Genomic DNA, 22,269 nt, shown 5'->3' on the forward strand with positions numbered 1-22,269 from the left:
GCACGCGTCGGCGTTTCAACCGCCGCAGCCCCCGCCGCCTCCTCCGCAGCCCCCGCCCCCGCCGCCGCACGAGCTGCCGCCGCCGCAGGAGCTGCCGCCGCCGCAAGAACTGCCGCCGTAGTAGCCGGCGAAACCGCCGCTACCGGCCGCCACCGACCGGCTCCGGCGGGCGGCGGCGCGGGTGGCCGGGACCACCGTGGAGCGGCTGACGGCCAGCCGGACGTCCTTGTCGGGGTGGTTGCCGAACCCGCCGGCCGCCACCGCGCCCGCCGGACCGGCCGTCAGCACGCCGGCGCGCTCGGCGGCACCGGCCGCGGCCCGGCCGGCGGCGGTGGCCGTGACCTCCGGGGGGTGCACGGCGCGGGTCGTCACGAAGACGGCCGCGACCGTGCCGAGCAGCAGCAGGCCCAGCAGGTAGCCGACCGGGTGCCCGGTGGAGCTCCCGGCGATCAGCCGGACCACGCCGAGCACGACCAGCGCCCAGTACGCGACGGCGGCGCCGGCCCAGGTCGCGCGGGCCTTCCGGGTGTCGAGGAGCAGGCCGCGCGCGATCAGCCGGTTCTCCAGGGCGACCAGCGCCGGGTGGTGCCCCACCTCGCGGCGCACCGAGTCGACCACGGTGCCGGTCTTGCCGATCCGGACGAGCGCGGCGCGGCCCAGGTCGTCCGGCGCCGACCCGCGGACGCGGTGCACGCGGCCGGTGCCGTCCATCCGGATGATCCGGCGCTCCAGCAGCCGGGCGACGACGAACTCGGCCGCCCGGGTGCGGCCGCCGGTGAGCAGGGCGAGTTCTTCGGCCCGGTCCGGCACGCCGCCGTCGCGGCCGCGCCGTAGGAGCCCGTGGGCCGCCGACGCGGCCAGTGCCGGCAGCAGCAGCGACCCCAGGTAGAGCTGCGCGAACACCGTTCCGGGAATGCCCCAGGTGTCGGTCATGAGTCCGCCCTCCCTCGTCCGTGTGCGGAGACTACGTTCGAGGAAGGGCGGCGGGTTGCTCGCTTAAGGAGGATTTAGGCCGGCTGTTACGACTCGGGGACCAGCTTCAGCGAGATCGAGTTGATGCAGTAGCGCTGGTCGGTCGGGGTCGGGTAGCCCTCGCCCTCGAAGACGTGCCCGAGGTGGCTGTGGCAGGAGCCGCAGAGCACCTCGATCCGCTTCATGCCCATGGACCGGTCTTCGCGCAGCAGCACGGCGTCGGAGTCGGCCGGGTCGTAGAACGACGGCCAGCCGCAGTGGCTGTCGAACTTCGTGTCGCTGCGGAACAGCTCGGCACCGCACGCGCGGCACTCGTAGACGCCGGTGGTCTTGGTGTCGGTGTACTCACCGGTGAACGGCCGTTCGGTCCCCGCCTGGCGGAGCACGGCGAACTCGTCGGGGCTGAGCTGCTCCCGCCATTCCTGCTCGGACTTCACGACGCGCGGGGTCGCGCCGACAACGGGTTTCATACCTTTCACCCGATCCACGTTACGCCGCGAGCCAGGCGAGGGCGTGCACGACGATGTCCCATGCGGCCACGATCACGCCGAGCACGATGAGGACGACGATCAGGGCGGCCACCCAGTAGCGCAGCCCGCCGAGCCGGTTGCTGGAGTCGGCGAAGTCGGCCACCCCGTCGAGGGCGGCTTCGATCGTGAAGTTGGGCCCGCACCGCTCGATGCGGTCGAGGTGCTCGGCGAACGCGCGCGCCTCCGGGTCGTACGGGTCCAGGCCGACCAGGTCCTCGTGGAAGCGAGGATTCTGGCCCGGCAGCGAAGCTCCGTCGTCGGCCATGCCACCCACGGTAGGCCATCGGGGCCGCTCAGCCCACCGGACGCGCGTTACGTCTCAGTTGTTCGAGCCGGAGTGCTTGAGCCGCGTGTCGGCGTCGATCAGGATCCGGCCGCCCACGTTGACCAGCCGGAAGCCCGGCCTGTCACCGGCGATGTTGACGTTCATGACGAGCGAGCCGTCGGATTCGTTGCCACCCGAGTCGGCGCGCGCAACGGTCGGCCCGTCGATGTTCTTCTTGTTTTCGGCCCAGTACTCCTGGTACTTGTCCTGGCTGCCGTACACCTGCTGGGCGGCCGGGGTGAGCATGTCCCAATGGGCCGCCGGGTCGCTGAAGTAGTTGATGACCACCTGACCGGCGCTGCTGAAGTTGGTGACCGGCGAGTCGGTCGGCGTACGGCCGAGGTTCGCGGGCACGTTCGTCCCGCTGGTCTTGCCCGTGCTGGGCAGGCTCTGGCCCGTCGTGGGCTGCTTGCCCGGCGACTGGCCGATCTGGTTGTTGCCGCCCGAACCGCCGTTGCCCGAGTTCAGCACCAGGAACACGACCACCGCGACCACCACGACCGCGGCGCCCGCCCCGGCGAACAGCGCGTACTTGCGCTTGTGGTCCGGCTTGCCCGTGTTCGACGAGTACTGGGGCGCCCTGGCCGTCGGCGCGGCCGCGGGCATCGGTCTGGGCGGGGTGTTCGGCGGGGCGGCCGGGGACCGCATCGGCATGAACGCCGCCGTCGGGCGCGGCGGGGTGGACGACGCCTTGTTCGCCGGCACGGGCGTGCCGACCGGCGGGGACGAGGGCGCCTTGTTCGCGGTCCGCTGCCACGGCGGCCGCTCGCCGTCGTCCGCCGACGCGGGGGCGGCCGGCTTGCGGCCCGCGCCGCCGGAGAGCAGCGGCGGCGACGCCGTCATGCCGCCCGGCTCGGTGCGGGCCAGCGCGGCCAGCCGCTCGCGGGCCTCGGCCATGCTCGGCCGCTCGCCCGGCTCGCTGCGCAGCAGGCTCATCAGCAGCGCGGTGGCCGCCCCGGCCTGCACCGGCGGGTTGATCTGGCCGTTCGCCGCCGCGTAGAGCAGCGCGAGCTGGTTGGTCGTGTTGCCGTACGGCGTGGTGCCCTCGATCGCCTGGTAGAGGGTCGCGCCGAGGGCGAAGACGTCGGAGCTGGGCACCGGGTCGGCGCCGCGGGCCAGCTCGGGCGCCAGGTACGCGGGGGTACCGCCGATCAGGCCGGTCGCCGTCAGCGTCATGTCGCCGGCCGCGCGGGAGATGCCGAAGTCGGTGATCTTCGCGGTGCCGGTCTCGTCGATGAGGATGTTGCCCGGCTTGACGTCGCGGTGCACGATGCCGGCGCGGTGGGCGGCCACCAGCGCGGACGCGACCTGCTCGCCGATCCGGGCGACCCGGCCGAGCGGCAGGGTGCCCTCCTCGGCGAGGATCGTGGAGAGGCTGGGCCCGTTCAGGTACTCCATCACCAGGCACGGGTCGCCGTTGTGCTCGGCGATGTCGAACACGACGATGGCGTTCGGGTGCTGGAAGCGGGCCGCGTTCTTCGCCTCGCGCATGGCGCGCTGGCGCATGTTGTCGCGTTCGGTCTCGGAGACACCCGGCTGCGGGAGGATCTGCTTGATCGCGACGGTGCGTTCGAGGCGCACGTCGGTCGCGCGCCACACGACACCCATGGCACCGCTACCAATGTGCTCGACGAGGCGGTAGTGCCCCGCGATCAGCTGACCGGTGTCGATGGCGACTGCTCCTGACGAAATTCCCGGTGGTGGTGTCCCTGCTCAGCGCGTTACCGCTTCGCGCACCCGATCGAGTGTAGCGGTCGGCCACGCCGCAGTTCGCGTCAGCCAGCCGGTCCGGCGGGCCGCGGTTCGGCCGGTGCCCGCTTCTTGAACACCTTGACCAGGCCGATCGCTCCGGCCAGCGCGAACACGCCGTAACAGGCGAGCAGCGCGGGCGGCGTGTCGCCGGTCAGGGCGTCGCCGAGGACGACCACGGCGACCGTGCCGGGCACGCTCCCGAGCAGCGTACCGGTCAGGTACGGGACGAGCCGCACCGAGGACACCCCGCAGAGGTAGCTGAACGGCGCGAACGGCACCACCGGGATCAGCCGCAGGGACGTGATCGCCAGGACGCCGCCGCCGGAGAGCCGGTCGTTGACCGTCTTCACCGCGGACCGGTGCAGGTGGCGGGTGACCAGGTCCCGGCCCAGCAGGCGGGCCAGCCCGAAGGAGAGGCCGGCCGCGATGGTGGTGGCGACCAGGCCGATCGCGATCCCGGCCGCGGTGCCGACGAGCAGGCCGGCGGCGAGGTTGAACACCGTCCGCGGGATGGGCGCGACGGTGAGCAGCGAGTACGCGGCGAGCAGCACGAGCGGGGTGGCGGGGCCGGTGGTGCCGGCCCAGGCCCGCAGCTCGGCCGGACCGGGGATCGGCAGCAGCACCGCGGCCGCCGCGAAGGCGGCGAGCACGGCGAGCGCGACGATCAGTTTGGTGCGGCCGGACACCGTTCGAGCCTACCGGCCGGGCCGGCCTGCTCCCGGGCCCGGTCCCGCGCGTCTCGAACGATTCATTCAGCACGTTCGAAGGTCCTGGATGAGTCAGTCAAGGCCGTCGGTGGCCGCTAGCGTGGCCGCATGCCCAAGAACGGTGACCCGGTCGAGTACGAGGTGGGCGGCCGCACGGTCCGCGTCTCGAGCCCGGACAAGGTGTACTTCCCCCAGCGCGGCATCACGAAGCGGCAGGTCGTGGAGCACTACATCACGGTCGGCGGGCCGCTGCTGCGCGCGATCGGCGAGCGCCCGACGACGCTGAAGCGCTACGTCGACGGCGTCGAGGGCGACTGGTTCTACGCCAAGCGCCTGCCCAAGGGGGCGCCTTCGTGGGTATCCACCGCCGAGATCACGTTCCCGTCGGGCCGCAAGGCGGCCGAGGTGTGCCCGACCGAGCCGGCGGTGTTCGCCTGGGCGGCCAACCTGGGCACGTTCGACTTCCACCCGTGGCCGGTCCGCCGCCCGGACGTCGACCACCCGGACGAGCTCCGGATCGACGTCGACCCGCCGGACCGGGCGGGCTTCGCGGACGCGGTCGAGGTGGCGCTGGTGGTCCGCGAGGTCCTGGCCGACGCGGGCCTGACGGGCTGGCCGAAGACCTCGGGCGGCCGCGGGGTCCACGTGCTGGTCCGGATCCGGCCGGAGTGGGACTTCGTGGCGGTCCGGCACGCGGTGATCGCGCTGGGCCGCGAGGTCGCCCGCCGCATCCCGGACAAGGCGACGATCTCCTGGTGGAAGGAGGAGCGCGGCGGCCGGGTGTTCCTCGACTACAACCAGGCGGCCCGCGACCGGACGGTGGCCTCGGCCTGGTCGGTCCGCGGCACCCCGCGGGCGACGGTGTCGACCCCGCTGACGTGGGACCTGCTGGGGGAGGTGGACGCCGACGACTTCGATGTCCTGACGATCCCGGCGTTCCTGGCGGAGTACGGCGACCCGCACGCGGGGATGGACGAGTCCCCGTTCGGGCTGGAGACGGCGCTGGAGTGGTACGAGCGGGATGTGCGCGACCACGGGCTGGGAGATCTGCCCTACCCGCCGGACTACCCGAAGATGCCGGGGGAGCCGAAGCGGGTGCAGCCGAGCAAGGCGCGTCCCGAGTGACGCCGGGAAATGGCGCTCGGCCAAAGGAACCAAAGCGGAACGGCCCGTGATCACGCCGACGCCCGCTGTCGCCTTTCGGGTCACAAATGTTGCACGGCCCAGCACGATGTCACGATCTTGGTCTCCGACGGCGTAACGTGCGGTCCCGGATCGACGACTCCCCGGGGCCATCGGGGGGCGGGTCCGGGGAAGGAGGCCGTTCGTGGACGACCTGATCGCTTTCCTCGCGGCGCGTGTCGGCGCGCGGCAGGCGTTGATCATGCAGGCCGTCAACAAGGCCAAGACCGGCGAGGCGATGAACCGCGGCGAGACGAAGGTCGCCGTGGAGCAGAAGATCCGGGGACTCACCGATCTCGAGCTCGACGTGGTCAACCAGATGATCAACGAGATCGAGGCGACCCGGCGGATCCTGCTCGCCCACCGCACCACCGTGTCGGAGAAGGTGCCCGGGTTTCCGCTCTACGGCAGCGAATACTGGTGTGAAACCTGCCACGTGCCCGCCGACGAGGCCGGCTCCAACTGGTGCCTCACGCTGCGCCTGCTGGCCCTGCCCTACGCCGACCACCCGGAGTACAGCGAACGCTGGCGCCCCTGACGGGAATCCCGCCGCCCGCGCGGCGTTGCACCCGGGGTGACGCTGTTCTCCGTGCTCGACCGCTCGCCCGTGCGGCGGCACCGCGGGCCCGCGCAGGCGCTGCGGGACACCGTCGCCTTCGCCACGGGCATCGAACGGCTGGGCTACCACCGGTTCTGGGTGTCCGAGCACCACGGCGTGCCGGGCGTCGCCGGGTCCGCGCCGACCGTGCTGGCCGCCGCCGTCGCCGGCGCGACCACGCGGATCCGGGTCGGTACCGGGGGCGTCATGCTGCCGAACCACCGGCCGCTGGTGGTGGCGGAGCAGTTCGGCGTCCTGGAAGCGCTTCACCCGGGCCGGATCGACATGGGCCTCGGCCGGTCCGTCGGCTTCACCGGCGGCGTCCGGTCGGCGCTGGGCCACGGCAAGGAGGCCGCCGACGACTTCGGCGCGCAGGTCCGCGAACTGCTCGGGTTCTTCACCGGCTCGCACGCGTACCCGGGGGTGCACGCCTACCCCGCGGAGGGCCTGCGCGTGCCGCCGTTCCTGCTGGCCACCGGGTCCGGCGCGGACCTCGCCGCGGAGCTCGGGCTGTCCCTGGTGATCGCCCCGGTCCGCGGTGAACGTGCCCTGGCCGAGGCGGTGTCGCGCTACCGGGACGGATTCCGCCCGTCCGAGTGGGCCCGCGACCCGTACGTGGTGGTGTCGACCGCGATCGCCGTGGCGGACTCGGCGGCGGAGGCACGGCGCCTGCTCGTGTCCGAGGCCTGGGCGACGGTGTACTCCCGCTCCCACGGCGTCTTCCCGCCGCTGGACCCGCCGGACGAGATCCTGGCGGCGCCGATGACCGGCCGCGAGCGCGGCCGGCTCGAGGAGACTTTGGACGGTCAGATCTCCGGGACACCGGCCGAAGTGGAAGAGCGGCTGGGGCGGTTGGTCGCGGCCACCGGCGCCGACGAGATTCTGGCGACGACCGCCGCTTACGATCAATCGGCTCGTTTCGGGTCTTTCGCGGCACTGGCCGAACTGGCGGGATTGCGCGTCTCCACGTCGTGAATTGTCGGCGAATCGCGCGGCAATCGTGTCGGTTTCCGGACTCGCTCGGCGATGCGGCGGGCCACCTCGGCCGGCGTCCGCCCGTCCGTGGGCACCAGCGTTGCCGACCGGCGCAGCCACGGCAGGGCCTCGCCGTAGCGGTCGACGTGGTCGAGCCGCCACTGCCGGGCGAGGGTGTCGGCGGACTCCTCGATCCGGCGGCGCAGTTCGGCCGGCTCCGCGTGCAGCACGAAGTGCGCGACCGGGACGCCTCGTTCGGCGAGGCCGTCGAAGATCTCCCGCGCGTACGCCTCGACCAGGATGGTCTGCGGGATGACCAGCGTGCCGGCGTGTTCGTGCACCCGTGCCGTGTTTTCGACCACGAGCGGTCGCCACAGCGGCAGGTGCTGGAAGTCGCCTTCGTGCTCGGGGAACGCCGTGCGCAGCAGATAGCCGACGAACTCCGTGTCGAACGTCCGGGCGCCCAGCAGGTCCGCCAGTTCGCGTGCGGTTGTCGTCTTGCCCGCGCCGAACGTGCCGTTCAGCCAGACGATCATCCGAGGACCAGCGGCAGCCGCGCGGCCAGCTCGCCCAGCGCGGCCGTCTCCGCCTCGGTCGGCGCTCGCCGGCCCGTCGCCACCAGCAGGACGTCCTCGTCCGGGAACGACGCCGGGAACTCCGCCCCCGCGATGCGCTCCACCATCGCCCGCGTTCGCGCCAGGCCTTCGGACGGCGGCCCGGCGATCGACGGCACGTGCGCCACCAGGTCCAGGTGGTGCAGCGTCCACTCCAGCACGTAGGCCGCCAGGTAGTCGCCCGTCGTGAGGACCATGTCCTGCGTCGACACGCGCGTTCCCGGGTCCGCCAGGACGGCCGCCCGGCCCGCCGCCGATCCCACGTCGTCCAGGTGGAACTTCAGCAGCGCCGGGTCCTCGTACGCCGCCGCCAGGCGGACGATCAGCGCCGAAAGCGGGTCTTCACCCGTGGGCGGCGCGTCCGACACCGCCCAGTACGTGATCGCGTCGTGGGTGACCGGCGAGGTCGCGGGGGTGGCGAGGGTGATCAGCACGTCCTGCGCGTCGATCACCAGGTGGCAGACCAGGTCCCGGACCAGCCACCCCCGGCAGCCCGACGGTTTCGCGAACTCCGCGTCGGGAAGGGACTCGACCGCCGAACGCAACGCCGCCCACGTGCGCGAAAAGAGATCCACGCGCGCGAAGCTAGCAGGGTCACAGCCGTAGCTGCAGCTGAGTAAGCAGGCGCTGCGCGGGGTCGTCGAAGTCCACTCCGGACACCTCGGCCGCCCGGCGGACCCGGTATCGCACCGTGTTCGGGTGGATGTTCAGCTCCCGGGCCGCCGCGCGGACGTCGCCGAACGCGTTCAGCCAGGCCAGGACCGCCGGGACGAGGATGCCGCCGTGCTCGGTGTCGTGCTCGGCCAGTGCCGTCAGCCTCGGGTCGCGGATCCGCGGCTGGGACCCCAGGTACGCCAGCACCTCCGAGAGCAGCACTTCGGCGCGGACGTCGGCCAGCGAGGCGACGTCGGCGGCCCAGTGCCCGCGCGTCATCGCCGCCAGGACGCGGTCGGCGTCGCCCCGCGAGGCCGCCGCCTCCGAGAGCCGGGGTACGACGCCGCCCAGGGCCGCGCGGACCGGGGCGTCCAGGTGACGGCGGGCCGTCGCGGCGATCTCGCGGGCCAGGGCCAGCACCGCCGCGTCGGAGTGCTCGGGCAGGTCCGGCAGCAGGGCGTAGACGCGGCCGCCGATCACGCTCACCAGCGCGCTGCGCCGGTAGGCCGCCGTGTGGACGGCGATCAGGTGCACCAGCTCGGCGCGCCGCAGCTGCCGGTTGTCCGAGCGCACGATGGGCTTCTGGGGGGTCCCGGGCTGGAGCCGGGGGCTCGGCCCCGGCGGCCCCAGGGAGAACGCCAGCACCTGTGCCGGCCGCGCCGGGTCCGCGCCGATGTCGTCGGCGACGGACTCCGCGTCCAGCCGGCCTTCCAGCAGGCTGGCCAGGAGGTCTTCGCGCAGCCGCAATTCCGGGCTCGGCAGCGTGCGCGCCCGGATCAGCTGCGGCGCCAGCGCGCGGCTCGCCCCCAGCAGCGCCGTCTCCGCCCCTTCGGTGAGCGGCTGGGCGCCCTCCTGGACCCAGATCGTGCCGAGCGGCTGCTTGCCCGCGTGGATGCCCGCCGCGATGCGCCGCCGGATGCCCAGCTCCGGCCGCTCGTCGATCCGGACGATCCCTTCCCCGGCCCGCAACCGCTGGTAGACGCCCCATTCGCGCAGCATCGCGAGGTAGCGCTCCGGCCCTTCGCGGCCGAGGATCGACAGCCGCCGCAGCTCGTCGACTTCGTCGCCGGCGCGGGAGTAGGCGAGCACGCGGTTCGCCGTGTCCTCGATGCTGACCAGGCCGCCGGTGAGCGTCGCGATCGTCTGGGCCAGGGCGAACAGGTCGCCGAGCACCTCGCCGCTGGCCGCTTCCCCGCCCGCGCGGGCCGCCTCGACGACCCCGCGGGCCAGGGCTTCCACCTGTTCCCAGCGCGCCTCCGCGCCGACCGTGAGCAGGGCGACGCCCGCATCGGCGGCGACGTCGGCGCCGGTCGCGCCCTTGACCGCCACCGCCGCCGCGCCGCCGCGCCCGGCCGCGCGGATGGCCGGGGCCGCCGCCCGGCCGCGGGCGCCGATCACCAGCACGAGGTCGCCGGGCGAGGCCTCCAGGGGGTCCTCGGGATCGAGGATCACGACGTCGGTGACGGGAACGCCGAGGCCGTGCGGGGCCACGACGACCTCGACGAGCGGCTCTCCCAAGGTCGCCAGGACGTGGCGCAGCGACGTCACGGCAACGTTATCCGATCGGCCAAGATCACCCGGGCGATTTTAGCCGATCGGACAAGCCTCCGGAACGTGTCCGGAGTTACCGTTCGGGGCATCTGGACAGTAAGCAGAGGAGCCGCCGTGGACGCCGTGACCCAGACCCCCGCCCCGACGAACGAGCCGGTGCTGACCTACGCGCCGGGCAGCGCCGAGCGCGCGGAACTCGAGGGTGCGCTCAAGCGGCTGGGCCAGGCGGAACCGGTCGATCTGACCGTCACCATCGGCGGCGAGCAGCGTCCCGGCGGCGGCGAGCAGATCGACGTCGTCCAGCCGCACAACCACAAGCACGTGCTGGGCACCATCCACAGCGCGAGCCGGCAGGACGCGACCGACGCCATCGCGGCCGCCGCGAAGGCCGCGCCGGAATGGCGCGCGCTGTCCTACGACGACCGCGCCGCGATCCTGCTGCGCGCCGCCGACCTGCTCACCGGCAAGTGGCGGGCCACGCTGAACGCCGCCACCATGCTCGGCCAGTCCAAGACCGCGACCCAGGCCGAGATCGACTCGGCCTGCGAGCTGGCCGACTTCTGGCGCTTCAACGTCGAGTTCGGCCGCCGCATCCTCGCCGAGCAGCCGATCAGCTCGCCGGGCGTGTGGAACCGGATGGAGCACCGGCCCCTCGAGGGCTTCGTCTACGCGATCACGCCGTTCAACTTCACCGCGATCGCCGGCAACCTGCCGACCGCGCCCGCGCTGATGGGCAACACCGTGCTGTGGAAGCCGTCGCCGACGCAGTCGTTCGCCGCGCACCTGACCATGCGGCTGCTCGAAGAGGCCGGGATGCCGCCGGGCGTGATCAACCTGCTGCCGGGCGACGGCAAGGCCGTCTCCGAGGTCGCCCTGACCCACCGCGACCTGGCCGGCATCCACTTCACCGGCTCGACCGCGACCTTCCAGCACCTGTGGGGCACGGTCGGCGCGAACATCGCGGGCTACCGCGGCTACCCGCGGCTGGTCGGCGAGACCGGCGGCAAGGACTTCGTGCTCGCGCACGCCTCCGCCGACGTCGACGTCCTGCGCACCGCGCTGGTCCGCGGCGCCTTCGAGTACCAGGGCCAGAAGTGCTCGGCCGCTTCGCGTGCGTACATCCCGCGTAGCGTCTGGAACGAGCTGAAGGACGGCCTGGTCGCCGAGACCGAGGCGCTGTCCTACGGCGACGTCACCGACCTGTCGCACTTCGGCGGCGCGGTCATCGACCGGCGCGCGTTCACGAAGCACTCGGACCTGTTCGACCGGGTGCGCAACGACGCCTCGGTGGAGGTGCTCACCGGCGGGACCGCCGACGACAGCGTCGGCTACTTCGTGCAGCCGACGATCCTGGTGTCGGACAACCCGAAGCACGAGATCTTCTCGACCGAGTACTTCGGCCCGATCCTGTCGGTGTACGTCTACGAGGACGGCGGCTTCGACGACGTCCTGAAGCTGATCGACTCCTCCGCCGCGTACGCGCTGACCGGCGCGGTCATCGCCAACGACCGCGTCGCCGTGGCGAAGGCGTCCGAAGCGCTGAAGTTCTCCGCGGGCAACTTCTACGTCAACGACAAGCCGACCGGTGCCGTCGTCGGCCAGCAGCCGTTCGGCGGGGCGCGGGCTTCGGGCACCAACGACAAGGCCGGCTCGATCTTCAACCTGCTCCGCTGGACGAGCCCGCGCTCGGTCAAGGAGACCTTCGTGCCGCCGACCTCCGTGCGCTACCCGCACCAGGGCTGAGAAGGAGACCGTCATGCTGCGTGCCCCGTTGCTCGCCGCCGCCCGGTCGAAGGGCATCCGGCGGCTGGTGGAAGCCGTGCCCGCCACGCGGTCCGTGGTGCGCCGGTTCGTCGCCGGGTCCGGGACCGCCGACGCCGTGCGCGTGGCCCGGGAACTGGCCGCGGACGGCCGCCGGATCACCCTCGACCACCTGGGCGAGGACACCACCGACGCCGCGCAGGCGGCGGCGATCGTCCGCGCCTACGAGGCCGTGCTGACCGCGCTGGCCGCGGAAGGACTGGCCGAGGGCGCGGACGTGTCGGTGAAGCTGTCGGCGGTCGGGCAGTTCCTGCCGTCGGACGGCGAGGACGTCGCGCTGGAGAACGCGCGGAAGATCTGCGCCGCGGCCGAGGCGGTCGGCGCCACCGTGACGCTCGACATGGAGGACCACACCACCACGGACTCGACGCTCGGCATCCTGCGCGAGCTGCGCGGCGAGTACCCGTGGGTCGGCGCGGTGCTGCAGGCCTACCTGCGGCGGACCGAGCAGGACTGCCGCGAGCTGTCGGGGCCCGGCTCGCGGGTGCGGCTGTGCAAGGGCGCGTACGCCGAGCCGGAGTCCGTGGCGTTCGCGGACAAGTCCGCAGTGGACAAGTCCTACGTCCGCTGCCTGCGCGTCCTGATGGCGGGCCAGGGCTACCCGATGGTGGCTTCGCACGACCCGCGGATGATCGAGATCGCCGCCGCGCTGGCCGAGGAGAACGGGCGGACCGACGACGACCACGAGTTCCAGATGCTCTACGGCATTCGCCCGGAGGAGCAGGCGCGGATCGCGGCCTCGGGCGCGCGCATGCGCGTCTACGTGCCCTACGGCGACGAGTGGTACGGCTACTTCATGCGGCGGCTGGCCGAGCGCCCGGCGAACCTGGCGTTCTTCCTGCGCGGGCTCGCCACCCGGTCCTGAGACACGCCGAAGGCCGCCCCGCTGAGCTGGGGCGGCCTTCGGCGTGTGGTGGTGGTCAGGCCTGTTCGGCCTCGGCTTCGGCGGCCTTGCGCTTGACCTCGTCCATGTCGACCTCGCGAGCCTGCTTGATGAGCTCTTCGAGGGCGGGCGCGGGCAGCGCGCCGGGCTGGGCGTAGATCAGCGTCTTGTCCCGGATGATGGCCAGCGTCGGGATCGAGCGGACGTCGAAGGCGGCCGCGAGCTGCTGCTGCGCCTCCGTGTCGACGCTCGCGAAGACGATGTCCTCGTGCTTTTCGGAGGCCTTCTCGTAGACCGGCGCGAACTGGCGGCACGGCCCGCACCAGCTCGCCCAGAAGTCGATCAGGACGAACTCGTTGTCGGTCAGCGTCTGGTCGAAGTTCTCGGCGGTCAGCTCAACGGTGCTCATGTCCTGGTCAACGACGCGAGCCCGGCGGGAATTCCCGCGGCCGGGGTAGCGTCGTTCCGCGAGTACCCGTGAAGAGGAGGAACAGATGGCCGACGGCGAGATCCTGGGCCGGATCGACGAGCTGATCGCGGAGGAGCACGAGCTCCGGTCGCGCTCGGTCGGCGTGGGACTGAGCGGCGGCGACCGCGACCGGCTCACCGTGGTCGAGCAGCAGCTCGACCAGTGCTGGGACCTGCTGCGCCAGCGGCGCGCGAAGGCGGAGTTCCACGAGAACCCGGACGACGCCGAAGCCCGCCCGGTGTCCGAGGTGGAGTCCTACCGCCAGTGAGCCCGGCTTCGCGGCCGCTCCCCTTCCAGGAGCGGCCGCGAAAAACTTCCGGCGGCGATGTCGAGAACCGGGAACCGGCTGCGTCCCCGGGGTGGAAGCGGCCAGAATGGGCCGCCGGACACCGAGGAGCACGATCATGGCCAAGTACCTGCTGCTGAAGCACTACCGCGGCGCCCCGGCCCCGGCGAACTGCGACACCGCCATCGACCAGTGGACGCCGGAGGAGATCTCCGCGCACGTGCAGTACATGCGGGACTTCGGGGAGAAGCTCGTCGCCACCGGCGAGTTCGTCGAGCACCAGGCGCTCGCCCCGGAGGGGACGTTCGTCCGCTACGACGGCGAGGGCCGCCCGCCGGTCACCGACGGCCCGTTCCCCGAGACCAAGGATCTCATCGCCGGCTGGACGGTGATCGACGTCGACAGCTACGAGCGCGCCCTCGAACTGGCCGCGGAGCTGTCGGCCGCGCCCGGCCCGAAGGGCGAGCCGATCCACGAGTGGCTCGAGCTGCGCCCCTTCCTGGCCGCGCCGCCGGCCATCACGGAATGACGCCGTGGCCCGCGGTCCCGGCGGAGCGGATCGGCTGAGCCGTGGACGAAGCCCTGCTCCGGAGCCTCACCCCGGGGGTCCTGACGGTCCTCGTCCGCCGCGGAGCCGGCTTCGCGGCGGCCGAGGACGCCGTCCAGGAGGCCCTGGTCGAGGCGCTGCGCGCCTGGCCGGCCGACCCGCCACGGGACCCGAAGGGCTGGCTGGTCACCGTGGGGTGGCGCAAGTTCCTCGACGCCACCCGGGCGGACGCCGCGCGCCGCAAGCGCGAGAACGTCGTCGACGGCGAGGTGGCGCCCGAGCCCGCGGCGGCCGTGGACGACACGCTCCAGCTGTACTTCCTGTGCGCCCACCCGTCGCTGACGCCGTCGTCGGCGGTCGCGCTCACCCTGCGGGCGGTCGGCGGGCTGACCACGAAGCAGATCGCGCGGGCGTACCTGGTGCCCGAGGCGACCATGGCGCAGCGCATCAGCCGCGCCAAGCGGACCGTGTCGGGGGTGCGGTTCGACCAGCCCGGCGACGTCGCCACCGTGCTGCGCGTCCTCTACCTGGTCTTCAACGAGGGCTACTCCGGGGACGTCGACCTCGCGGCCGAGGCCATCCGGCTGACCCGGCAGCTCGCGGCGGCGATCGACCACCCGGAGGTGGCCGGGCTGCTCGCGCTGATGCTGCTGCACCAGGCCCGGCGGGCCTCCCGGACGACCGCGTCCGGCAGCCTGGTCCCGCTGGCCGAGCAGGACCGGTCCCGGTGGGACACCGCGCTGATCGCCGAGGGGGTGGCGATCCTGCAGCGGGCGTTGTCCCGCGACCGGCTGGGCGAGTTCCAGGCCCAGGCCGCCATCGCGGCCCTGCACGCCGACGCCCGGGACGCCGCGGAGACGGACTGGGTCCAGATCGTCGAGTGGTACGACGAGCTCGTGCGCCTGACCGGCAGCCCGGTCGTGCGGCTCAACCGCGCGGTCGCCGTCGGCGAGGCGGACGGCCCGCGAGCCGGCCTGGCGGCACTGGCGGAACTCGACGACACGATCCCGCGCTACACGGCGGCGTCGGCCTACCTCCACGAGCGCGACGGCGACCTCGAGACGGCGGCTCGGCTGTACGCCGAGGCGGCCGCGAAGGCGACCAGCCTCGCGGAGGTGGACCACCTCACCCGCCAGGCCGCCCGCCTCAACACCCGCCGGTAACCCGGACCCGCGTGATCAAGCCCGTATCCCGCGTGACCGAGCCCGGAACTCGCGTGATCGAAACCGGATCTCGCGAGTTCCGGCCCCGATCACGCGAGTTCCGGTTCCAGTCACGCCGGTTACGGCTCTGATCACGCGGGTTACGGGGTCAGGCGGGGCAGAGGGTGCCGTCGGCGGGGATCCTGCCGTCGATCAGGAAGGCGCGGGCCGCGTCGGTGACGCAGGGGGAGAGCCCGAGGGCGCCGTGGCCCGCGCCCTGCCAGGTGATGGTGACCGCGGACGGCATCTGGTCGGCCGCGCGGGTGCTGCCGACCTGCGGTGTGACCGGGTCGGCCGCGGTGGCCGCGACCAGGATCGGCGGGACCCCGGGCGCGCCCGGCGCCGGCAGCGGCTCGGTGCGCACCGGCCACGGGCCGCACCAGGCCAGCTGCTGGGCGACGACCGAGCCGAACTGCGGGTACTTGCCGCGCATCCCGGCCACGACCTGGTCGAGCTGGTCGGCCGAGAGCCGGGTCTGGCTGTCGTTGCAGCGGGTGGCGATCGTGGCGTCGATCCGCGACGGCCGGGCGCGCGAATCCTCCAGCACCGGCGCCGCGAACGCGGCCAGCGGCGCGACGTCCCCGGCCCGGGCCGCGCCGATCGCGTCGGCCAGCTCCGGCCACCGCGCGCGCTGCGAGAGTCCCGTGTAGACGGCGAACATCGCGATGCCCGGGCCGAACGCGACGCCTTCGCCGGCCGACGCCGGAGTGCGCCGCAGCTGGTCGGTGAGCGCGGGCAGTGCGGCCTTCGGATCGCCCAGCGCGCAGTGCCGGGCCGCGCAGTCGGCGGCGAAAGCGTCCCATGTGGACTGTGCGGCGGCGGCCACCGCGTCGAGGACCGCGGCCGTGTCGGCGCCCGGGTCGGGCACGCCGTCGAGGACCATGCGCCCGACCTGGCCGGGGAAGCGGACCGCGTACTCGGCCAGCACCTTCGAGCCGTCGCCGTGCCCGAGCGCGTCGAGCCGCTCCATCCCCAGCTGCTTGCGCAGCTCGTCGAGGTCGCCCGCGCTGCGCCAGCTGTCGAGCGCGGTCTGGGTGTCGTCCAGCTCGATGGCGCACTGCTGGCCGGCCTTGCGGGCGGCGTCCAGCACGTCGCCCAGGCCGCCCTGCGCCGGGTCGGCGGCGACGAGGTCGGGCCGGATGTCGGCGGGGACGCACTGGGCGGCGCCGGAGAGCCCGGTGCCGCGCCGGTCCAGGCCGATCAGCGAGAACTTCTCCAGGAACGCGGGCGGCAGCGTCGCGGCCAGCCGGGCGGCGTACACCGTGCCCGGATCGCCGTCGACGTCGTTGACCACGACCAGCGGCACCGGCCCGCTGCCGGCCTTCAGCGCGAGCAGCCGCACCACCGAGCGCCGCGGCTCACCGGGGGAGTCCAGCGGCGCGGTGACGCGGGCGCAGGTGAAGTGCAGGCCGTCCGGGACGCCGGGGGTGCCGATGCGCTGGCGGGTGTCGTCGTCGCAGTCGGCCCACTTCAGCGTCGGCGACTGCGGCTCGCCCAGCGGCGGCAGCGGGAACCCGGGTGTCCGGGTGGGGGTGCCGCCGCCGGTCGTCTTCCCGTCGTTCTCGACCAGCGCCGGGCGGACCGACGGCCCGGCGGCGCAGCCCGCGGCGGCGGTCAGGGCGAGCAGCCCGGCCAGGAGACGGGTACGGCGGCGGCGCACGGGCGGGATCCTCACGTCGGACGTCGATCAACGGCACGCCGAGCTTCGCACGGGCGGTGTGGGACGCGGGTTAGCGGGTCCGCACGACCTGACCGCGGAAGACGGCGTCGAGGTCGTAGCGGGCCGGCTCGTCGAGCTGGCTGTAGTCGCACGACGCGGGCTCGCGGTCCGGGCGCCACCGCACGAACCGCGCGTTGTGCCGGAATCGCGACGGCATGCCGCCTTCGGTGTTCTCGTAGGCGACCTCGACGACGCGCTCGGGCCGCAACGGCACCCATTCGTGTTCGGTGGCGCGCCAGCGGGTGATGCCACCGGGGATGCGCTGGGCCTCGCCGGTGGCGCGGCCGCCCCAGGGGTGGTCCTCGCCGTCGGTGACCAGCGGGGCCAGCTCCTCGGCGAGCTCGCGACGGCGTTCCTTGGGGAACGACCCGACGGTGCCGACGTGGTGCAGCACGCCCTGGTCGTCGTGCAGGCCGAGCAGGAAGGAGCCGACGAGTTCGCCGGGGCCGCCGTCGACGTGCCAGCGCAGCCCGGCGAGGACGCAGTCGGCGGTGCGCAGGTGCTTGTACTTGAGCATCGCGCGCTTGCCGGGCGTGTAGGGCTCGTCGAGGGGCTTGCCGATGACGCCGTCGAGGCCGGCGCCCTCGAACAGCTCGAACCAGTGCCGCGCGGTGTCCGGGTCGGTGGTGGCCGGGGTGAGCGGGAACCGGTCGCCGGCCAGCTCGGCGAGCCGTTCGCGGCGCACGGACGTCGGCTCGTCGAGCAGGGACTCGTCGCCGAGGGCGAGGACGTCGAAGGCGACGAACTCGGCGGGCTGTTCGGCGGACAGCAGCGTGACCCGGCTTTCGGCGGGGTGGATGCGCTCGGTGAGGGCGTCGAAGTTGAGCCGTCCCTCGCGCGCGACGACGAGTTCGCCGTCGAGCACGACCCGCGGCGGGAGGATGTCGAGCAGCCGCGCGACGGCCTCGGGGAAGTACCGGTTGAGCGGCTTCTCCGCGCGCGACTGCAGGTACAGCTCGTCGCCGTCGCGGAAGACGATGCAGCGGAAGCCGTCCCACTTCGGTTCGAACAGCAGGCCTCCGGAGTCCGGGATGGCTTTCGCGGGCTTGGCGAGCATCGGCTTCAGCGGCGGCCGCAGCGGTAGGGGCATGCCCGCATTCTGCGGAAAAGCCCGGCGCGGCGCACGCGTTCGGCCGAGGCCGTGTCGAGGTCCGGTGACGGATTTCAGTGGACGCGTTTGGCCGGGGCCGTGTCGAGTTCCAGGCGGATCGCGGCCGGGAGTGAGTCCAGGCCGAGGGATTCGCGGGCCCGGGTGAGCACGCGGCCGTCCAGGTCCGACCAGACCGCCTTGAGGTCCGTGCCCTCGCGCAGCCACAGCGTGATGCGCAACGCCGGAGAAGTGCGCGAGCCGACCGCGCGGACCCGGGCGCGGCTGACGCCGTCGAGCTGCTCCGCGTCGGCCTGGACCGCGTCGGCGACGGCCGAGGCCGTCACCACCAGCTCCGCGCCTTCCGTGCGGTCGAGGTCCAGGTCGGGGCGGGGTTCCGGGCGCAGCGAGCGCAGGGCCCACCGCAGCCCGAGCACGAACAGCAGGACGCCGAGCACGATCGCGGCGATGCGCGCCGGCGTCGCGTGCGAGCCGAGCCACGCCACGGCGATCGGGTCGAGCAGCGCGCGGCGGCCGCGGAACTCGCCGAGCGCGCCGAAGCCGACCACCAGGGCGAGTGCCCCACCCAGGAAGGCGAGCAGGCCGACGAGGAAGGTCAGCGTGCGTTCGCCGGTGTACGACCGCGAAAGGGCCTTCGCGGCGATCGTCTTGCTCATCGGCGGTCCTTCGGCGAGTCGACGACGACCGTCACCTTCGGCCGCCGCACCAGGGGGAGCTCGTCCAGCAGCGACGACACCGTGGCGAGCAGACGCGGGCGCAGCTCGGCCTCGGTCTCGAGGGTGCTCTTCGCGCGGACGCGGACGCGGCGGGCGCTCGCGGTGACCGACGCGCCCGCGACGTTGTCCTGCGCGCGCACGGTCAGCCCGACCAGCCGGGCCAGGGAACGCGGGGAGGTCGAGACGCTGACGTCGCCGGCCGGGTCGGTCAGCCGCACCGCGCGGTTGCCGGCGGCGAGGGCGCACACCACCAGGACCAGGCCGGCGGCGGCCAGCACGCCGGCGCCGACGCGGACCGCGTAGGCGTCCCAGCCCAGTGACGCCAGTTCGGCCTGCCAGCGCGGCCACGGCACCAGCAGCGGCGCCGAGCCCGGGCGCCACCAGTACCAGCCGACTTCCAGGGCGAGGAGGGCACCGGCCGCGGCGAAGGCCAGGCCCAGCAGGGTGGCGAGGATGCGGACGAACGGGCGCACGGCTACCGCACCCGCGGCGGGACGTCGGGCAGCAGCGCGGACACCGTCACGGCCAGGGTCCGCACGCGGTAGCCGGTGATCCCCTCGACCTCTTCGGCCACCTTCGCGCGCACGTCGCCGACCACCGCGCGGACCGCCGCCGGGTAGCGCAGGGCCAGGTCGAGGGCGAGGTCGACGTCGTTGTCGTGGCCGCCGACCTTGGCTTTCGGGCCCTTCTTGCCGTCCCGCGCGGTGCCGGGCACCTGGCCGGCCGCGTGCTGGGCGACCTTGCGGACCACCGCGTGCCCGATGGTGAGGCTGCCGCGCTCGGCGGGGTCGGCGAGCTCGCGCGGCACGTCCAGGGCGGGGCTCACTTGTCGCGGCCCTTGCCGAACAGCTCGCCGAGGTCGAGTTCGCCGTCGAGGACCCGGCCGGCGACCAGGCCGATGATGCCGAGGGCGAGGGTCACCAGGAACGCGGTGAACCCCTGGGTCGCGGCGAGGCCGAGGATCAACCCGGCCAGGAGCCCGGTCTGCGTTGCGTTCACATGTCCTCCTTGGACTGGACGGAAGGTCACCGCACGCGCGACGGGCGGCGGCGGAAGCGGGTGAGCAGGGCCGCCACCCGGCGGCGGGGGAGCGGCGCCACCCCGCGGCGGCGGGCGAAGAGGCTCACCACCCGGCGGCGGTGGGGAACCACGGCGACCCGGCGGCGGTGGGTCCGGGCTGCCGCCGGCCGGCGGTGGGCGAAGAAGCTCACCGCCCGGCGGCGGTTGAGAGCCACTGCCACCCGGCGGCGGGTCCGGCGGCCAGTCCGGGCCGCCGCCGGCCGGGCCCCGTGCCGGCGGGCCGCGAACGTCACCGGCGCGTCGTAGCGGCGGTCCGGCTCGCGGAACCGCGCGAGCCCGGCGGCGAACACGGCCGGGTCGCCGCCCACGTCGGGGTGGTGCGTGCGGACGAACGCCCGGAAGGCCGCGCGGTCGCTCATTCCACGCGCGTGGATTCGGGTTCTTCCTCGCCCGGCAGGAAGATGTCGTTGACCGCGATGTTCACCTCGATCACCTCGAGCCCGGTGATCTGCTCGACCGCGGTGATCACGTTGCGCCGGATCGCGCGGGCGACGTCGGTGATGCGGGCGCCGTACTCGACGACGACGTCGAGGTCGATCGCCGTCTGCTTCTCGCCGACCTCCACCGACACGCCGGTGGTCGTCACCGTGCCGGAGCCGGGGATGCGCTCGCGCAGGGCGCCGATGGCGCGCGACACCCCGCCGCCGCCGAGGGTGTGCACGCCGGCGACTTCGCGGGCGGCCAGGCCGGCCACTTTCTGCACGACCAGCGACGAGATGGTGGTGCGGCCGGCGGCGCCTTCTTCGTTGAGCGGGGTGACCGTGCCGGGGCTTTCGGTCCGTTCCGGGTGCATGCGTTCGGGCTCCTCTCGGCGGGTTCTCGCCCTTACGATGCCCGGGGGCGCACCACCCTCACGCAATGTCCCCCGATCGGGTTAATGTCAGCCCGGGTGGACGTCCACGACGTGCACGTTCACCACCCAGGCGACCCCCAGTTGCCCCGCCAGCTCGGCGGTGAGCGCCCGCCGGAACGCTTCGGCGGCTTCGCCGGCCACCACGCCGAACCGGACCGACACCAGCACCTGCACGACGTCGTCTTCGACCGCGACGGCCGAGACCAGCAGGCCGTCGGCGGCGATCGTCCTCGCCAGCCGGTCGACGACGTCGGCGGTGACGCGCAGCCGTCCGGCCTCGCCGGGCACCTCCAGTTCCGTCCGGCGGTTGTTCGCGACGGCCCGCAGCACGCGTTCGACCAGGCCGGGCGGGGTCGGCACCCGGCTGCGGGCGGCGGCGCGCACGGCGTCCCAGCGGGGGTCGGACTCGGGATCCGGGGTCTCGGCCATCACCGCTCCCTCAACTCGGCGAGCAGCGCCACCCTGGCCCGGTGCAGCCGCGAACGCAAGGCGCCGACGTTCACGTCGAGCACTTCGGCGACCTCTTCGTAACTCAGCCCCTCCAGCTCGCGCAGGACGAGCGGCACGCGCTGGGACACCTCCAGCCTGCCGATCGCCCGCAGCACCGCGTCGACCTCTTCGGCCCGCACGACCCCGCCCTCGGGGCCGGGCACCGCCGCGGCGAGCAACGCGTTGTCCACAGTGGACTGAGGGGCGGGGTCGTCGAGCGAGACCGTGGGACGGCGGCGGCGCAGCACGGCGAGCGCGCTGTTGGTGACGACGCGGTACAGCCACGTCGACACCGCCGACTCCCGCCGGAAGCCGTCCAGGGACCGCCACGCGGCCAGCCACGCCTCCTGCACGACGTCTTCGGCTTCGGCCGCGCTGTCGGTGATCCGCAGCGCGACCCGGTACATCCGGGGCGTGTGCTCCCGCACCAGCGCGCCGAAGGCCGTGTCGTCGCCGCCCGCGGCCCGGGCGAGCAGCTCGGCGTCGTCGCTCACCCGGCGTCCCGGCGGTAACGCAGCAGCGTGAAGCCGTCCTCGACGAGGATCGACGCCAAGGCGAGCCGGCGCGGCACGGCGGGGGCGGCCCCCGCGGCGATCCGGCCCGCGGTCCCGGCCACCAGCAGCGGCGCGACGGTCAGGCACAGCTGGTCGACGAGGTCGGCGGCGACGAGCCGGGCGAACAGGCCGGGTCCGCCTTCGCAGTCGACCCGGCGCAGGCCGCGGGCCGCGAGCAGGTCGAGGGCGCGGCGCAGGTCGACGTCGCCGGTGCCCGCCCGCACGATCTCGGCGCCGGCGGCTTCGAGGGCCCGCGTGTCGGCGGTGTCCGTGGTGACGACGATCGGGGGAACGGCGGTCTCGGTGAACAGCCGGGAGGCGGGATCCAGGTCCGCCGTGCGCGTCACGACGGCGATCGGCGGGACACCGCCGAACCCGAGCCGGCGACGGCGCTCGAGGCGTTTCGCGCCCGCGACGACCCCGCGGTAGTCCTCGGCGCGGACGGTCCCGGCGCCGACCAGGATGACGTCGGCGAGGTCGCGGCCGAGCAGGAAGACCTTCCGGTCGGCGGCGTGCGAGAGACCCGCGGAGGTGGTGTCGATCTCGACGGCGCCGTCGGCGGACGCCACGAAGTTGACCTGCACCCAGGGCCGGTCCGGGTCTTCGGGGTAGGCGTAGATCCGCTCGAGCTCGACGCCGGTCAGTTCGCCCGTCGATCCAGGCCACACGCTTCGCACCCGA

The 22,269-nt window shown here is 73.7% G+C and carries 28 protein-coding genes; 8 read left to right on the top strand and 20 right to left on the bottom strand.

Features of this window, described 5'->3' with window-relative positions:
* Nucleotides 1-15: 15 nt before the first annotated feature.
* The 5 genes from DV20_RS16645 to DV20_RS16665 form a co-directional block, all read right to left on the bottom strand.
* Nucleotides 16-933, bottom strand: a complete 918-nt coding sequence (locus DV20_RS16645; RefSeq protein ID WP_043781158.1) for a TIGR04222 domain-containing membrane protein — start codon at nt 931-933, stop codon at nt 16-18.
* 86 nt (nt 934-1,019) lie between these two features.
* Nucleotides 1,020-1,442, bottom strand: a complete 423-nt coding sequence (gene msrB / locus DV20_RS16650) for a peptide-methionine (R)-S-oxide reductase MsrB (RefSeq protein ID WP_043781159.1) — start codon at nt 1,440-1,442, stop codon at nt 1,020-1,022.
* A 19-nt stretch (nt 1,443-1,461) separates the two neighbouring features.
* A complete protein-coding gene (locus DV20_RS16655) occupies nt 1,462-1,767 on the bottom strand; it encodes a hypothetical protein (RefSeq protein WP_043781162.1) in 306 nt (101 codons plus the stop codon).
* Nucleotides 1,768-1,821: 54 nt separating this feature from the next.
* Nucleotides 1,822-3,483, bottom strand: coding sequence for a serine/threonine-protein kinase (locus DV20_RS16660; protein ID WP_200876445.1), 1,662 nt, complete (start codon nt 3,481-3,483; stop codon nt 1,822-1,824).
* Between the two features lie 119 nt (nt 3,484-3,602).
* Entirely contained in the window at nt 3,603-4,265 is a 663-nt protein-coding gene (locus tag DV20_RS16665; RefSeq protein WP_043781165.1) for a TVP38/TMEM64 family protein, read from the bottom strand.
* Nucleotides 4,266-4,394: 129 nt separating this feature from the next.
* On the opposite strand from DV20_RS16665, the gene DV20_RS16670 reads away from it, so the two are divergent.
* The 3 genes from DV20_RS16670 to DV20_RS16680 all read left to right on the top strand — a co-directional run bounded on the left by DV20_RS16670 (nt 4,395) and on the right by DV20_RS16680 (nt 7,041).
* The gene (locus DV20_RS16670) at nt 4,395-5,411 is read left to right on the top strand and encodes a DNA polymerase domain-containing protein (protein ID WP_043781166.1); all 1,017 of its coding nucleotides are present in this window, start codon (nt 4,395-4,397) and stop codon (nt 5,409-5,411) included.
* A gap of 202 nt (nt 5,412-5,613) precedes the next feature.
* Entirely contained in the window at nt 5,614-6,006 is a 393-nt protein-coding gene (locus DV20_RS16675) for a DUF6221 family protein (RefSeq protein ID WP_043781168.1), read from the top strand.
* A 36-nt stretch (nt 6,007-6,042) separates the two neighbouring features.
* Nucleotides 6,043-7,041, top strand: a complete 999-nt coding sequence (locus tag DV20_RS16680; RefSeq protein WP_043781171.1) for an LLM class flavin-dependent oxidoreductase — start codon at nt 6,043-6,045, stop codon at nt 7,039-7,041.
* Here the strand turns inward: DV20_RS16680 and DV20_RS16685 are convergent.
* The 3 genes from DV20_RS16685 to DV20_RS16695 are packed head-to-tail and all read right to left on the bottom strand — an operon-like array spanning nt 6,972 to nt 9,857.
* Entirely contained in the window at nt 6,972-7,577 is a 606-nt protein-coding gene (locus DV20_RS16685; protein WP_063607812.1) for an AAA family ATPase, read from the bottom strand. The two genes, DV20_RS16680 and DV20_RS16685, sit on opposite strands and share 70 nt — an antisense overlap.
* Complete coding sequence (locus DV20_RS16690; RefSeq protein ID WP_043781172.1) at nt 7,574-8,230, bottom strand: maleylpyruvate isomerase N-terminal domain-containing protein; 657 nt, start codon at nt 8,228-8,230, stop codon at nt 7,574-7,576. Before DV20_RS16690 ends, DV20_RS16685 begins: the two co-directional genes overlap by 4 nt.
* A 19-nt stretch (nt 8,231-8,249) precedes the next feature.
* Complete coding sequence (locus tag DV20_RS16695; RefSeq protein WP_043781174.1) at nt 8,250-9,857, bottom strand: PucR family transcriptional regulator; 1,608 nt, start codon at nt 9,855-9,857, stop codon at nt 8,250-8,252.
* Between the two features lie 117 nt (nt 9,858-9,974).
* Here DV20_RS16695 and pruA point away from each other — a divergent pair, with 117 nt between their 5' ends.
* Together pruA and DV20_RS16705 are read left to right on the top strand one after the other, a co-directional pair.
* Nucleotides 9,975-11,603: an L-glutamate gamma-semialdehyde dehydrogenase gene (gene pruA / locus DV20_RS16700; protein ID WP_043781176.1), complete on the top strand. Its 1,629-nt coding sequence runs from the start codon at nt 9,975-9,977 to the stop codon at nt 11,601-11,603.
* Nucleotides 11,604-11,616: 13 nt separating this feature from the next.
* Complete coding sequence (locus tag DV20_RS16705) at nt 11,617-12,546, top strand: proline dehydrogenase family protein (RefSeq protein WP_043781179.1); 930 nt, start codon at nt 11,617-11,619, stop codon at nt 12,544-12,546.
* A 55-nt stretch (nt 12,547-12,601) separates the two neighbouring features.
* On the opposite strand, the gene DV20_RS16710 is transcribed toward DV20_RS16705, so the two are convergent.
* Entirely contained in the window at nt 12,602-12,973 is a 372-nt protein-coding gene (locus tag DV20_RS16710; RefSeq protein WP_043781181.1) for a thioredoxin family protein, read from the bottom strand.
* 85 nt (nt 12,974-13,058) lie between these two features.
* Between DV20_RS16710 and DV20_RS16715 the strand changes: the two genes are divergently transcribed.
* From DV20_RS16715 to DV20_RS16725, 3 genes are all read left to right on the top strand, one after another.
* Entirely contained in the window at nt 13,059-13,301 is a 243-nt protein-coding gene (locus DV20_RS16715) for a DUF2630 family protein (protein ID WP_043781184.1), read from the top strand.
* A 136-nt stretch (nt 13,302-13,437) separates the two neighbouring features.
* On the top strand, nt 13,438-13,848 hold the full coding sequence (locus tag DV20_RS16720; protein ID WP_043781186.1) for a YciI family protein: 411 nt from the start codon (nt 13,438-13,440) through the stop codon (nt 13,846-13,848).
* 41 nt (nt 13,849-13,889) lie between these two features.
* The gene (locus DV20_RS16725; protein ID WP_043781189.1) at nt 13,890-15,029 is read left to right on the top strand and encodes an RNA polymerase sigma factor; all 1,140 of its coding nucleotides are present in this window, start codon (nt 13,890-13,892) and stop codon (nt 15,027-15,029) included.
* Between the two features lie 148 nt (nt 15,030-15,177).
* Here the strand turns inward: DV20_RS16725 and DV20_RS16730 are convergent, their stop codons facing one another.
* From DV20_RS16730 to DV20_RS16780, 11 genes are all read right to left on the bottom strand, one after another.
* Nucleotides 15,178-16,728 (bottom strand): alpha/beta hydrolase, encoded by a 1,551-nt coding sequence (locus DV20_RS16730; protein ID WP_043781190.1) that lies wholly within the window; start codon nt 16,726-16,728, stop codon nt 15,178-15,180.
* Nucleotides 16,729-16,798: 70 nt separating this feature from the next.
* The gene (locus DV20_RS16735) at nt 16,799-17,878 is read right to left on the bottom strand and encodes an ATP-dependent DNA ligase (RefSeq protein WP_043781192.1); all 1,080 of its coding nucleotides are present in this window, start codon (nt 17,876-17,878) and stop codon (nt 16,799-16,801) included.
* Nucleotides 17,879-17,952: 74 nt separating this feature from the next.
* Nucleotides 17,953-18,552 (bottom strand): hypothetical protein, encoded by a 600-nt coding sequence (locus DV20_RS16740; RefSeq protein ID WP_043781194.1) that lies wholly within the window; start codon nt 18,550-18,552, stop codon nt 17,953-17,955.
* The gene (locus tag DV20_RS16745; protein ID WP_043781195.1) at nt 18,549-19,085 is read right to left on the bottom strand and encodes a DUF6286 domain-containing protein; all 537 of its coding nucleotides are present in this window, start codon (nt 19,083-19,085) and stop codon (nt 18,549-18,551) included. The genes DV20_RS16740 and DV20_RS16745 overlap by 4 nt, the downstream gene beginning before the upstream one ends.
* Nucleotides 19,086-19,087: 2 nt before the next feature.
* The gene (locus DV20_RS16750) at nt 19,088-19,438 is read right to left on the bottom strand and encodes an Asp23/Gls24 family envelope stress response protein (RefSeq protein ID WP_043781196.1); all 351 of its coding nucleotides are present in this window, start codon (nt 19,436-19,438) and stop codon (nt 19,088-19,090) included.
* Nucleotides 19,435-19,611 carry a hypothetical protein gene (locus DV20_RS16755; RefSeq protein WP_043781197.1) on the bottom strand — a complete coding sequence of 59 codons (177 nt, stop codon included), beginning with the start codon at nt 19,609-19,611 and terminating at the stop codon, nt 19,435-19,437. The genes DV20_RS16750 and DV20_RS16755 overlap by 4 nt, the downstream gene beginning before the upstream one ends.
* A gap of 26 nt (nt 19,612-19,637) precedes the next feature.
* Nucleotides 19,638-20,051: a hypothetical protein gene (locus tag DV20_RS16760; protein WP_043781198.1), complete on the bottom strand. Its 414-nt coding sequence runs from the start codon at nt 20,049-20,051 to the stop codon at nt 19,638-19,640.
* Entirely contained in the window at nt 20,048-20,485 is a 438-nt protein-coding gene (locus DV20_RS16765) for an Asp23/Gls24 family envelope stress response protein (protein WP_043781199.1), read from the bottom strand. The genes DV20_RS16760 and DV20_RS16765 overlap by 4 nt, the downstream gene beginning before the upstream one ends.
* An 87-nt stretch (nt 20,486-20,572) precedes the next feature.
* On the bottom strand, nt 20,573-20,974 hold the full coding sequence (locus DV20_RS16770; protein ID WP_043781201.1) for a hypothetical protein: 402 nt from the start codon (nt 20,972-20,974) through the stop codon (nt 20,573-20,575).
* Nucleotides 20,974-21,528 (bottom strand): RNA polymerase sigma factor, encoded by a 555-nt coding sequence (locus DV20_RS16775; protein WP_043781202.1) that lies wholly within the window; start codon nt 21,526-21,528, stop codon nt 20,974-20,976. Before DV20_RS16775 ends, DV20_RS16770 begins: the two co-directional genes overlap by 1 nt.
* Nucleotides 21,525-22,265, bottom strand: coding sequence for a pyrimidine reductase family protein (locus tag DV20_RS16780; RefSeq protein WP_043781204.1), 741 nt, complete (start codon nt 22,263-22,265; stop codon nt 21,525-21,527). Before DV20_RS16780 ends, DV20_RS16775 begins: the two co-directional genes overlap by 4 nt.
* Nucleotides 22,266-22,269 lie beyond the last annotated feature (4 nt).

The sequence above is a fragment of the Amycolatopsis rifamycinica genome, assembly GCF_000695625.1.
GTDB lineage: Bacteria > Actinomycetota > Actinomycetes > Mycobacteriales > Pseudonocardiaceae > Amycolatopsis > Amycolatopsis rifamycinica.